This is a genomic window from Rahnella bruchi (assembly GCF_003614975.1).
Lineage (GTDB): Bacteria > Pseudomonadota > Gammaproteobacteria > Enterobacterales > Enterobacteriaceae > Rahnella > Rahnella bruchi.
The window spans coordinates 86889-100099 of record NZ_QZWI01000018.1 but is presented as its reverse complement, the minus strand read 5'-3'; the positions used below and the strand labels follow the sequence as shown (position 1 = coordinate 100099).

Annotated in this window: 10 protein-coding genes; all 10 read left to right on the top strand. The window is 50.4% G+C overall.

The window, feature by feature from the left end:
• Window positions 1-666: putative type VI secretion system effector (locus tag D5398_RS22195; protein ID WP_279635015.1), on the top strand; the 666-nt coding region annotated here is incomplete at its 5' end.
• A 49-nt stretch (window positions 667-715) separates the two neighbouring features.
• Window positions 716-1696, top strand: a complete 981-nt coding sequence (locus D5398_RS22190; protein WP_162940815.1) for a DUF4123 domain-containing protein — start codon at window positions 716-718, stop codon at window positions 1694-1696.
• A 49-nt stretch (window positions 1697-1745) separates the two neighbouring features.
• Window positions 1746-2930, top strand: coding sequence for a hypothetical protein (locus D5398_RS22185; RefSeq protein ID WP_120509555.1), 1185 nt, complete (start codon window positions 1746-1748; stop codon window positions 2928-2930).
• Between the two features lie 146 nt (window positions 2931-3076).
• Window positions 3077-6310, top strand: coding sequence for an ImcF-related family protein (locus D5398_RS22180; protein ID WP_208646049.1), 3234 nt, complete (start codon window positions 3077-3079; stop codon window positions 6308-6310).
• Entirely contained in the window at window positions 6310-7902 is a 1593-nt protein-coding gene (gene tssA / locus D5398_RS22175; RefSeq protein ID WP_120509554.1) for a type VI secretion system protein TssA, read from the top strand. Before D5398_RS22180 ends, tssA begins: the two co-directional genes overlap by 1 nt.
• An 83-nt stretch (window positions 7903-7985) precedes the next feature.
• On the top strand, window positions 7986-9749 hold the full coding sequence (gene tssF, locus D5398_RS22170; protein ID WP_120509553.1) for a type VI secretion system baseplate subunit TssF: 1764 nt from the start codon (window positions 7986-7988) through the stop codon (window positions 9747-9749).
• On the top strand, window positions 9713-10804 hold the full coding sequence (gene tssG / locus D5398_RS22165; protein WP_120509552.1) for a type VI secretion system baseplate subunit TssG: 1092 nt from the start codon (window positions 9713-9715) through the stop codon (window positions 10802-10804). The genes tssF and tssG overlap by 37 nt, the downstream gene beginning before the upstream one ends.
• Window positions 10776-11315 carry a type VI secretion system lipoprotein TssJ gene (gene tssJ / locus D5398_RS22160; RefSeq protein ID WP_244216814.1) on the top strand — a complete coding sequence of 180 codons (540 nt, stop codon included), beginning with the start codon at window positions 10776-10778 and terminating at the stop codon, window positions 11313-11315. Before tssG ends, tssJ begins: the two co-directional genes overlap by 29 nt.
• Window positions 11315-11752 (top strand): type VI secretion system baseplate subunit TssE, encoded by a 438-nt coding sequence (gene tssE, locus D5398_RS22155; protein WP_120509550.1) that lies wholly within the window; start codon window positions 11315-11317, stop codon window positions 11750-11752. Before tssJ ends, tssE begins: the two co-directional genes overlap by 1 nt.
• 11 nt (window positions 11753-11763) lie before the next feature.
• On the top strand, window positions 11764-13131 hold the full coding sequence (locus D5398_RS22150; protein WP_120509549.1) for a VasL domain-containing protein: 1368 nt from the start codon (window positions 11764-11766) through the stop codon (window positions 13129-13131).
• Window positions 13132-13211: the final 80 nt, after the last annotated feature.

The following is a 13211-nucleotide window of genomic DNA, read 5'->3' as shown; positions in this document are numbered from 1 at the left end:
GCACTCAGTGCCCTTGCGGCTTCTGAAGATAAACCACTGGTCAGCACGGCTGACTATATTCAGGGGCAGATAAAAGGAATGCCTTTCCGGGGTTGGGTAGGTATGACCGACCTGAAAGTCGGTGATGACGTCGAACTCGTAGCGGAGTGGCAGGTGGATCATTACGAGGTCTACGCTATTGCGTTGCCACAGGAAAGAATTATTTCCGTATGCCCCCGGTGTGATATGGGTTCTTATGCCTATGGCATGTTAAGAACAAAATATATGTTTATAATAATTGCCTTACTCGTGGGATTTACGCTTTTTACTATGCCTTTCTTCGCAGGCGAAAGTTACTGGGAAGGATTGATAAGTGTTGTCGATCCAAGGGATAAAAGTAATCTCATCATGTGGGGGATTGGGCTTACTGTTTATTGCGGCATCGCAATTTCACTCGCTATTTCAGCCTATAAAGCCTATGCCCATACCACTTGTAAATTAGCCGAAGATATATTCAGAGTAATGGGCTGGCAAAATGTAGAACAAATCGATTTAAATCAAGCTACCGGTAAACATGAACGAAAGCTTAAACGTCAGGGGAAATGGTATTCCCCCAAACGAAAAGATAAACCTCTCCGCCCGACCAGCAAGTGGGCAGGCTCCTATGAATACTGGTATTACTATTAATACTCCATGAGAAATACTTCAATTCAACCAAGGATATAGGGAGAATGCCTTGCGAAATATTTTATTCGACTACACTGAAGACGATATTCAAAAAAAATCTAAAACCATTAAAAATGAACTCCTCCATAACATAATTAATGAAAACGAAAATTGCCTTTTGCTGTTAGATCCGACCTTGCGAAACATTAATCCTGAAAATCCTCTCTGGGATGCCCTTAAAGGAAAGGAAGTACAGATTGTTAAGTTTTCACATACAGAACTTTATGATGTTTTCGAGCTATTTTTAATTCCACTCAATCTGAATAACAGTTCTGACATAGAACTTTTTAATTTAAGCATTGATGCGACACTGCATGAAATTTCACCTAAGCACCTTGATGCGGGGGCGGGGAGAAGTGTTTATGGCTGGCTTATCACACCTCATTCCTGCGATTACGTTGCCAGGCACCTGTCTTCGACTGCAATTCAAACTATTTCCGGAGAAGGTGAGTTTTTATTACGTTTCTTTGATCCCTCAATAATCAATATCACGTTAAGCGTTTTAGACAACTGGCAGCAATCTCGATTATTAGGTTCTGTACAACGCTGGTATTACATTGACGGAGATGCACAAATAATCAATCAAGAGGGATATTACAATCACCAACGGCAAATGGATTTTTCATTATCAATAGATAACAATACATGGAGAAAAATACAGCACCTCTCTGTAATAAACGACATAATGAGATGTTACCGAAATGAATATCAATTTGAAGAACGCGTGAATGAATTGCTAGCACACCGATGGTTACTGGTAGCTCTGGAATCGATGTCCTACGCAAAATTTTTAGAGAATAGAGATGACTGCCGATTATTCGGCATTCATATACTTACCAAACATCCTTTGATATATCAGAGTAGAAGACTGCAAGAGATGATTGATTCCTCCGTTCATATGAAAGATACGAGTTACCGATTGCTGGTTAAAAACTTCAGCATTCAAGACTGGGAACAAATTATAAAGGAATGCAAGAGATCAGTGCAATAATAACCATTAGTTCTCATTGGTAACTTTTGAACAAAGGAATAATAAAAATATGATGGACCCTCTGTCATGGCCTATTCAGAAAATTCAAAGCGATAAAAAAATTAGTCGTGTAAATATGAAGGTCTGGATTACTCTATTTATTTCATTAACTACTATTGTTTTTGTCTTTTTTTACATTGCCAAATTATTGAATTTTAAAAGCGAAACTTATCAAGCTGGAGCTGCCGTCTCATTAGCTATGGTAGTTGTGTTACTTTTTCTATTTGCGTTACATTGCTACAAAACTGGAATTGAACAGGTCAATCATGAAGCATGGTTAGAAGAATCACTCGCCATAAAAAATCACTGGCGCAACTGGTGTAGCCAGCAGCTTCACATCATCGGCCATCAATTGCTACTTCCAGTGCAAAATGATAAAAATAAAATCATCAGCAAGTCGTCTCTGCCAGTAGTAAAAAATCAGCGAAATTTATTTAAAGAAAGCGACTTTGGTCTGGTGACCTATCAGAGTATTTTACAGGAATTACTTTTTTCATTGCGAGGGAAAATACAACGAATCAGTCTGCATTCTAACTTTGATGTAATTTTTATTAAAGAACCAGACCTCACATTATGGGATGAATTTTCCAATATATGGACTGCGATGGGTTTATCACACAACCTTTTATCCGGCCATATATTTTCTGATGACACCTACGCCACAATCACATCAAGATTATTAAACGAAAAATCAAAAAATATTACTATTATTATAAGCATTCAGTTGTTTGCAGAGAAAAAAACAAAAGACATTATGACTGAAAGTGGTTGTATTTTTCTCTTTGCTAACCATACTAAAGAATTAAATAAAGACATGCCTTGCTGTGGTTATTTATATAGACCTATGCTGTCCAATAAAGTTTCTATAGAAGATAACCTTATCGATATGAGTGAGTATCAATTTGAGTTTAAAAACGCCACATCGATATACTTGAGCGGAGTTAGCGAAGAGGTAAAAACACAGGCAACCACGGCACTAACACTATTAACCATCTCAGAAAAACTAAACAATCAGTATGAGATAACGGATTTAGACCTATTCCTCACATCTCCGGGCCCATGGGTTGCATTATCTTTAGCCACACTCACAGCAGAAAAAAATAAAAATACCAATCTAATCGCTTGTTGCGAACAGAAAAATATTATTTTTAATACCGTTCGTCCATATGTAATGAGCAAAGGAGAAAGAATGTGATCGGGAAAGGCAACGGATGGAGAATCTTCGGGCTACTCTTTTTTCTCATTATAATAGCTTGCGTTTCGGCAGGGTTTTGTTATTTCTATGCCGAAGGCTTTGGCTGGATTAATACCAAAGAAAAGATATATCTTTGGTTATATATCATGTTGGCAGCATTGATATTTATAACCTTATTATTTGCTGGGATATCATTCCAGCGGGGAGGTATAAAATTACTCTCTGGGGGAAATAATGGAAACTTTCCTGAATCTACCTCAGATGAGGTAAAACCATCTCAGTTTCATACCCAGCTCAAAACCCGACTGCGCCGCCGCTACGGCTTGTTCTGGCGTTATAAAGTCCGCCTGCTGATGGTCGCCGGAGAACCGGAACACATTGCTGCGCTGGCACCGACTCTGGCAGCTCAGGGCTGGCTGGAAGGTCAGCGTACGGTGCTTATTCACGGTGGGAGTTTGCATGGATCTGCAGACAATGCGCGTCTGCCGGAATGGCGGAAACTGCGACGTACCCGCCCGCTGGATGGCATCATCTGGGCGATTACCGCGTCTCAAAGCAAAACCGCACAGTGGATGGACGACGGCCTGCGTTCGCTTGAGAAAACCGGTGAAGCCCTACGTTATCAGCCGCCGGTGTATCTGTGGCAGGTTTGCGAAAGTGACTGGTCTCAAGACGAGCGCATTGAGCAACCCGTCGGGGTTATTTTCCCGGCAAATGCCACTGCGCAATCAGTTGAAAATCAACTTAAATCGCTGATCCCCCTTCTGCGCCAGCAGGGAATGCAGCAGATATTTATCCACCCGTCACACGATTTTCTGCTGCGTCTGGCACAGTCGCTCGGCGAAACCGCTGCTGTCCGCTGGCGTCAGTCCCTGACACCGTGGTTTGCCGATTATGCCGCACGCATTCCGCTGCGCGGTTTGATGTTCAGTTTGCCGCAGACCGCACCGGTGGCTGACGCTGTACATCATAAAACCTGGACACCGCCTGCCAACTGGCAAAGCGTGCTGGACGACTGCAGCTCCGCGCGCGGTCGCCGCGTCGGTCTGCCGTGGGAGCAAACGCTCTGTAACGGTGTGCTCGCACTGATCGTCCTATGGGGCATTGGCAGCGTAGTCTCGTTTGCTGTGAACCGACATCAGATGGTGTCTGCCGCTGAACAGGCACAATACCTGGCCAAACCGAAGCCAGTTTCCGATGAGCAACTGATTGCCTTACAGGCCCTGCGTAATGACATTGGCCGCCTTCAAGCTCGCGTAAGTCAGGGTGCGCCGTGGTATCAGCGTTTTGGAATGGATCACAACGTGCAATTGCTCACGACGCTTTTGCCGTGGTACGGCAGCGCAAGTAACCGTCTGATCCGCGATGCCGCGGCTGAGAGTTTGCAGCGTAGACTCAACGAACTGGCCAACCTGCCTGCCAACAGCCCGAAACGCGCGGCACTGGCAAAATCAGGTTATGACCAGCTGAAGGCATATCTGATGATGGCCAGACCGGAGAAAGCTGACGCTATATTTTACGCACAAGTGATGAAAACGACCGAACCGCAGCGGCCTGGCGTATCACCGGGATTATGGCAGAGCCTGGCTCCCGACTTATGGCAGTTCTATGCTGCCAATCTGCATACGCAGCCGGAATGGAAAATCAAACCGGATACCTCGCTGGTTTCTCAGTCACGGCAGGTTTTGCTGGGTGAGATCGGTCAGCGCAACGCCGAAAGCACACTGTATGAAAACATGCTGCTTTCGGTGCGCCGTAATTATGCAGACATGACGCTGCTAGATATGACGGGTGATACCGATGCACAACGTCTGTTCAGAACTGATGAAGTCGTTCCGGGTATGTTCACCCGTAAGGCGTGGGATGAACAAATCCAGGAAGCTATCAACAAAGCAGTTTCTTCCCGTCGCGAGGAAATTGACTGGGTACTGAGCGATAACCGTCGTTCGGTCTCCGATGACATTTCACCGGAAGCATTAAAAAAACGCCTGACCGAGCGCTATTTCACTGATTTTGCGGGTAGCTGGCTCAATTTCCTCAACAGCCTGCGCTGGAATGAGGCGAAGAACCTGTCTGATGTGATTGATCAGCTTACGCTGATGAGCGATGTCCGTCAGTCCCCGCTGATTGCGCTGATGAATACGCTGGCATGGCAGGGACAAACCGGGCAAAAGAACGAAGCATTGTCAGATTCTCTGGTGAAATCCGCCAAAGCGCTCATCAATAAAGATGCTCAGCCCGCTATTGACCAGCACGCCAGCGGACCGGTCGGACCGCTAGATGAGACCTTTGGTCCGTTGCTGGCCCTGATGGGCAAAGGCAGCGCTCAGAATATGATGTCGTCAGACAGTTCTCTCAGTTTGCAAACGTTGCTGACCCGCATAACCCGTGTGCGACTGAAACTTCAGCAGGTGGCGAATGCCTCTGATCCGCAGGAAATGACGCAGGTACTGGCACAGACCGTGTTCCAGGGTAAAAGTGTAGACCTGACCGACAGTCAGGAGTATGGCAGCCTGATTGCCGCGAGTCTCGGCGAGGAATGGAGCGGCTTCGGTCAGACTATGTTTGTCCAGCCGCTGACCCAGGCATGGGAAGCCGTATTACAGCCCTCTTCTGCCAGCCTGAACGACCAGTGGAAAAACGCCATCGTTAACAACTGGAAATCCGCTTTTGACGGACGCTATCCGTTTGCCGTCAGCAAAAGTGATGCTTCCCTGCCGATGCTGGCAGAATTTATCCGCAAGGACAGTGGCCGTATCGACAGTTTTCTGACCCGCGAACTGAGCGGCGTTCTGCATAAAGAAGGGACCCGCTGGGTGCCGGATAAAGTGAACAGCCAGGGGCTCACGTTTAACCCCGCATTCCTGGCAGCCATTAACCAGCTTAGTCAGATCTCCGACATCCTGTTCACCGACGGCAGTCAGGGAATGCGCTTTGAACTGCTGGCCCGTCCGGTTCCTGACGTTGTAGAAACCAACCTGTCGATCGATGGGCAAAAACTACGTTACTTCAATCAGATGGAAAGCTGGCAAAGTTTCCGCTGGCCGGGTGATACCTATAAGCCTGGCACCATGCTGACGTGGACCGCGTCTTCCGCCGGTGCTCGTTTGTACGGTGATTATCAGGGTACCTGGGGGCTTATCCGCTGGCTTGAGCAGGCTAAGCAACAAAAGCTGGATGAAGGTCGTTATCAGCTGACTTTCACCACATCAGACAAACAACAACTTCAGTGGATATTGCGTACTGAGCTGGGCAAAGGTCCGCTCGGACTGTTGCAGCTGCGTAACTTCACGTTACCAGCACAGATTTTCCTGATTCAGGCAACACCGCTATCTGAAGAACAACCTTTTGACCCTGATGCAATCGCTGAGGAGCCGTAATGGCCACATTAACCACGCTGCTCAATGCCTGCGCAGCAGAGCCTGAATCTCTTTTACCTCAGGCAGAAAAGCAGGTCTCTCTTTGGGATAAATGGCTACAACCCATAACACCGGCTCAACCCGCAGGCGAAGACCCTGGTTATGACGACGACTTCCAGCAAATGCGCGAAGAGGTCAACAAACTTTCCGGTGCAGATACGACCCTGACCTGCGAACTGGCAGAAAAGTTGCTCGCCAGTCAGTGCAAAGACGTTCGCGTTGCCACTTACTACATCTGGGCGCGCTTGCATCGTGATGGCGAAACCGGGCTTGCTGACGGACTTTCCCTGGTGGCAGGGCTGATTAACCGCTTTGGCGAAACGCTGCATCCGCTGCGTGCAAACAGCCGCAAGACGTCACTGGAATGGCTCGCAGGTTCCCGCGTGCTGGACAGCCTGTCACTGTATCCTGAAGTCGATAAAACGGATTTTGCGCGCATCATTGGCGCACTGGCGCTTATCGAACAGGGCCTCAGCACCTGGAGTGAATCTTCACGGCCTGAACTGGGTGCGCTTTATGCTGCACTGGAAAATCGCCTCGCTCAGTCTGGCGGAATGAATGCCGTTGTCCCGCAAACCAGCGCAACATCTTCCCAGTCAGAAAGTACGGGCATATCCCCTTCCCTGCGCGCGGTGCAATCAGGCCGGGACCTGCTTGATCAGGCAAAGATGCTGGCGAAATATCTGCGCGATCAGCCACAAGGCTGGCTCTCGGGGCATCATCTGATTAAGAGTGTACGCTGGGACACTGTTCACGAATTGCCGCCGCTTGATGCCAGTGGCCGCACCCGTCTGCTGCCGCCCCGCCCTGAATATCGTGCGCAGCTTAAACGTTTGTACCTGCAACAGAGTTGGGTAGAGCTGCTGGAGCAAGCGGAATCCATGTTTGGTGAAGGTGTTAATCATTTTTGGCTCGACGTGCAGTGGTATTTACATCAGTCGCTGATCAAGGCAGGCGCGCCATATGAAGGCTGGGCGACCTGCATCACACAGGATCTTGCGCTGTTTCTGACCCGGTTGCCGGGACTGGAAAGTTTGTCATGGAGTGACGGCACCCCATTTGCCGATGAAGTAACACAAGGCTGGATTAATCAACAGGTGCTGGAATCAGTTTCAGGCTGGGGAAATGAACCTGCGGCCTCCGTGACCTCCGGTGAAGATGACATCCTCCTTCTGGAACCTGAGGCGCTGGCACAGGCAGACAGTGACGGCGTGGAATCCGCCCTGACCTGGCTACAAACCAGACCAGGCATCAACACCGCCCGCCACCAGTGGCTGTTGCGTTTGGTGATGGCCCGCGTGTCGGAACAGTACGGTAAAAATGATATGGCGCTGCATCTGCTTAGCAGCCTTGACAGTGACAGCCTCTCACTCACGTTGCCTCAGTGGGAACCGGGGTTGGTGTTTGAAGTCAAAGCGCGCCGGCTGAAATTATTGAGGATGAAATCGCAACGTGGCGACGGGGATAAAAACCGGATGCTGAGTGACATGGAGAATCTGCTGAGTGGCCTTATCGTGCTTGATCCGGCCCGCGCCGCTGTGTTGTGCGGTTAATAAAAGTAACTCCTTATTCGATACATTCTACTACCTATTCTTCTGTCATTTTTCAACTCTATTGGCAAAGCGAACAAAAATTTATGGACGACTTAACCCTGCGTTACTTCGACGCTGAAATGCGTTATTTACGCGAGGCGGGCGAAGAATTTGCCCGCGCGCACCCTGACCGCGCTGCCGGATTGAATCTGGACAAAGCCGGTGCCCGCGATCCTTATGTAGAACGTCTGTTCGAAGGTTTTGCCTTCCTGATGGGACGCCTACGTGAAAAACTTGACGATGATCTGCCGGAGCTGACTGAAGGATTAGTCAGCCTGCTGTGGCCGCACTATCTGCGCACCATCCCTTCCCTTTCGATCGTGGAGTTCGCGCCAGACTGGCAGGGGATGAAAGAGCGGATGGTGATGGCAAAAGGTTTTGAAGTCCTGTCGCGCCCCATCGGTGAGCGGGCTACGCGCTGCCGCTATACCACAACACAGAACATCGAATTACTGCCACTTTCGCTGCAACGCGCCGTGCTGAATACCGAACCGGATGGCCGTTCAGTGATCCGCCTGCGGTTTAACTGCAGTGCGCTGGCTGACTGGAGCAAAATAAACCTAAGCCATCTTCCGCTCTATTTTGATGCGGATGCGCCACTGGCCTGCGCCCTGCATGAAGCCCTGACGCTCCATACCGCCAAACTGTGGGTCCGTTTACCGGGTCAGGCCGATCGTCAACCACTGGAAGGCTTTTTTGCCCCGCAGGGATTTGGGGAGCACGACACATTGTGGCCGAAAGGCGAAAGTGCATTCAGCGGTTATCAGTTGCTGCTTGAATATTTCACTTTTCGTGAAAAATTCATGTTTGCGAGCCTTAAAGGGTTTAATACGGTTGAATTACCGGCTGAGCTTGGCTGGTTTGAAATCGATGTGGTGCTTGAGAAACGCTGGGAGCACGACTTCTCGTTCTCAGAGAAAAACCTGCGACTGAACTGCGTTCCGGTCATTAACCTGTTCCCGCTGGAATCCGACCCGCTGACGCTTTCGTCATTGCAGACAGAATATCTGCTGCGCCCGATGCGCGTTCAGGACGGTTATACCGAAATCTATTCTGTCGATTCGGTGATTTCATCCAAACATTCCGGCCATCAGGTGTATGTACCCTTCACCAGCTTTCGCCATAAGGGCGGGATGTTACGCCACGATGCACCTGAATATTATTACCATACCCGTGTGAGACGCGGCCCTTCAGGCCTGCACGATACATGGCTGGTTCTGGGAGGCGAAGCCTTTGATAATCATACGGTACCCGAGAATGAAAACCTGTCTCTTAGCCTGACCGGCACCAACGGCCAGTTACCGCGTAAATCACTGCAAAGCACCGTGCTGGATACCGCTGTCAAATCCACCAGCGCAAATGTCCGCGTGCGCAATCTGTCCGCACCGACCATGCCATGTTATCCGCCTAATCGTGACCGTTTCCACTGGCGCGTACTCAGCCATTTAGGCAGCAGTTTTCTGTGGATGATGGACAACGCCGAAGTCTTGCGCGGAACGTTGGCGCTGTACGACTGGACAGAAAGTGAGATGAACCGCCGTCGTCTCGAAGCTATTGCTGATGTCCGACACAGTGAAATTGAAAGGTTTGAACGCGGCTATCTGCTGCGCGGTGTGCACATTGAAATCACGCTCGACAGCAATGGATTTGCCGGCAGAGGCGACATCTGCCTGTTTGGCGAAATGCTCAGCCGCTTCTTCGCGCTGTATACCGATATCCATCTGTTTAACCGCCTTACCCTGATACTGCAACCGACAGGAGAACGTCTGGAATGGGAAGAGAATCACAAGCCCCGCATTCCCGGCTAACTGCCAGGCTTGAGCGGGATATCGGGCGGATTAACTTTTACCGCTTCTGTCAGCTTTTGGAAAAACATCAACCTGAAGCACCACCGCTGGGAAGCACTGCCGATCCCGCGGACGATCCGGTACGGTTTCGTCCACATCCGGGGATGGGTTTTCCGGTCAGTGAGTTGAAAGCGTTGGAAAAAGATGAGGAACATCCTGACGCACCGCTGACAGTGCGTACCACATTCATGGGTTTGTACGGTGTGGATGCGCCGCTACCGACGGCTTACATCGACGATATCACCCAGCGGCGTGAAGGACATGAAGCGCTCGAAGGGTTCCTCGACATTTTCAATCACCGCATCATGACGCAGTTTTATCGCATCTGGCGAAAGTACTCTTATCCGGCAACGTTTGAATCTGGTGGTAAAGACAGCACATCGCAAAGCCTGCTGGGCCTGATTGGTATGGGTATTCCAAGCACGCAGGAACATTTTGCGACACCGACCTCACGTTTTCTGGCTCTGCTCGGCGTAATGCGTCAGCCGGGACGAACAGCAGAAGGTGTACAGGCGCTGGTGCGTTTACTCGCACCGTTTACCCGGACAGAAGTGACCCCGCATTGCCTGCGCAAAGTGCGCATTACCTCTCCCATGAACTTCGCCGATGAAGGTGCTAACTGGCTGGATGGCGATACCGTCATGGGAGACGAAGGCACAGACGCCAACAGTCAGTTGCTGATTTTACTGTTTACTGACAATCCGGCGGAAGCGGAAGAATGGCTGCCAGACGGACCGCTTTACGCGGATTTTTTAGTGCTGCTGCGGGTCTATCTCGGCTGGCGTTATAAAGCCCGTATCCAGCTGACTGTGCCGGTGCAACTGTTACCTGCACCTGTTCTCGGAGATGTCCCTTTCAGATTGGGGCTGACGGGTGTGCTGGGTTTGGAAGAAGGCGACGCAGCGGATGATATCCCTGAATACTTTACCGTGGAGCTCGGCCACTACTGTGGAATGGCGCCCCAAACGCATCAAGAAGGAGCACGACGTGTTATTAAATACCGCCTGGAAAAATAAATTCTGCCTGTCAGCACTGGTTCTGTTACTGAGCGGCTGTGGTTTGACTCAGGCAGTGACAGACGGCACCGTCTCTGCAACAAAATCTATTTTCTATAAGCAAATTAAAACCCTGCATCTGGATTTCATTGCCCGCGAGGCACTCAACACCGATGCCACTGAGGCGAACTCTTCCTCACAACCAGTGTTAGTTCGGGTTTATCAGCTACGTGATGACAAAAACTTCCAGAAAACGGTATATCAGCAACTGGCGGAGGATGGCGATGATGTTCTCAAAGACGATCTTCTAGCCAGCCAGAATGTGGTCGTGAAACCTGGTAAAGCTGCGTCGCTGGATATGCCGATGGAAAAAGACGCCAAATTTGTGGTAGTCGTAGGGCTGTTCCGTAACCCGGATATGGCTAAGGGCCAGTGGCGTCTGGTGCTAAGCCGTGAAGAGCTGGATCCCGATAAAGCACGAGTTATCGAACTTGGGAATAACAGTCTGACACTGCAACCGGTGAAAGACTGATGCCAAACTCACGCTCACCCTCGCTCTACGAAATGCTGCTCGGCAACTTTGCCGGCGGCCTCGACTTGCATAACGTGAGCGAAGAGAATCAGGTGATCCTCTCCGTGCTCGATAACATGCAACGCATTCTCAACTGTCGCGCGGGCACCCTCACGCACTTGCCCGATTACGGCCTGCCGGATATGAGCAAAATCCTGCAAGGGATGCCCGGCACCGCGCATTCGCTGCTAAATACGCTTTCCGGCACCCTGCTGAAATATGAACCCCGCCTGAAAAAAATCAACGTGATATTGCTGCCTCAGTCCACGCCGGGGCATCTCGAATACGCCATTGACGCTGAGCTGAAAGATCTCGGGCTGGTGCGATTCGGGACTGAGTTTATGCCGGAAGGCCGCGTGCTGATGCGTCATATGAAACAACAGAATTACGTCAGTTAAGGAAAACCATTATGTCTATTGAACGCCAGTTACGCACCGGTGGTGATCCGCGTGCGCTGGCTGACTACGCCGCTTTGCGCGAAGAATTGAGTAAACTGGCGCATCCGGCGCGCCCGGACGTCGACTGGAAAAAAGTCGAGCAGCTGTGCCTAAATCTGTTTCAGCAAAACGGTATCGAGTTGCAAACTGCGTCGTGGTATACGCAGGCCAGAACTCAGCTTGTCGGGATGCCGGGCCTCAATGAAGGTCTGGCGATCCTCGAGGCGTTGCTCTCCCGTCAGTGGCCGGGACTGTGGCCGCTGCCGGTTCATGCGCGGATGGAAATTCTGACCGGCCTGAGTCAGCGGCTTCAGCAATCTTTGCGCACCATGACGCTGGAATATCGCGATCTACCGGCGATTTATCAGGCGGAAAAGCTGATCACTTCCTTGTGCGATGTGCTGCAACGTCTGGAACTGAAACACGCCAGCCAGTTCGATGGGTTAGGCACATTTATGCACGGCGCTGCTGTCCGGCTGGAGAATATGCACGCCACCAACGATGCTGCGGTGGTGCTACCCGCTGCGGCTGTTCAGACAGAAACGCAGAGGGAAAACGCGCCCCGTGAGCAATGGGTCTATGTCGCGCAGGCTGAACCGGTGAAGCCTCAGGTGGTGATCGTCCCGCCGCCACCGGCAAAACGTGCAGTTCAGGGGAAGGGTTTTATTGCGGGCGTGGTGATCACTGTGCTTGCAGGCTTTGGTCTTCAGGCGGGGATCAACGCATTTTATCGTCCGCAAGCCGCAATGCAGCTGACCGCCACGCTGCCTGTTCTCCCGAAACCGCTCAGCACCCAGTCGCTGGAAACGTTGAAATCTCAGCAGGCGGATATGCTCAGCCGTGAAGCCCCCGCGCTGATCTCCGCGATGCAAAAACAAGCTGATCAGCTGGCAAAACTCTCCCCGCGCTGGGCGCAGGACACCGGCACACAACTGGTAAAACAGGCACAAACATTGTGGCCGAATAATCCGGCGACCCGAGAGCTGGCAAAAAGCTGGACACAGCAACTGAACGCCAGCGCGGCTCCGCTGGAAAACCTCGAGGGCTGGAATCAGGCCAATACCCAGTTGCAGCAACTGGCGGATAAATTAAACGGGCTGGATGAACAGCGCGGTAAATACATGACCGTCTCGCAGCTGAAATCTTCCGTTTTTGCTATCCAGCAGGCGCTGAACAGCTCGCCGCCGGTGGAAGAATCGCTGCGTAAACTGGCGCTGGATAAACAGCAAAACAAGGATATCTCCCCTCAGCTGGTAATGCAGATAGATAGTCAGTTTACGCAGTTGCTAAATCGATATGCATTGCTTATCAAGACGCTACCGACTCCGTCTGAACAATAGTCCGGCTGATAAGTAAAGAATGCCCTAGGGGCAGCATCACAACATGAGGTGATTTTTGTCCCCTTTTAATTCACTAAGTA

Bases quoted from the DNA above. Each gene is read 5' to 3' on its own strand.
- tssF (WP_120509553.1), top strand. From the start codon at position 7,986: ATGGACGACTTAACCCTGCGTTACTTCGACGCTGAAATGCGTTATTTA.
- tssG (WP_120509552.1), top strand. From the start codon at position 9,713: ATGGGAAGAGAATCACAAGCCCCGCATTCCCGGCTAACTGCCAGGCTT.
- tssE (WP_120509550.1), top strand. From the start codon at position 11,315: ATGCCAAACTCACGCTCACCCTCGCTCTACGAAATGCTGCTCGGCAAC.
- D5398_RS22185 (WP_120509555.1), top strand. From the start codon at position 1,746: ATGATGGACCCTCTGTCATGGCCTATTCAGAAAATTCAAAGCGATAAA.
- D5398_RS22180 (WP_208646049.1), top strand. From the start codon at position 3,077: ATGTTGGCAGCATTGATATTTATAACCTTATTATTTGCTGGGATATCA.
- tssA (WP_120509554.1), top strand. From the start codon at position 6,310: ATGGCCACATTAACCACGCTGCTCAATGCCTGCGCAGCAGAGCCTGAA.
- D5398_RS22150 (WP_120509549.1), top strand. From the start codon at position 11,764: ATGTCTATTGAACGCCAGTTACGCACCGGTGGTGATCCGCGTGCGCTG.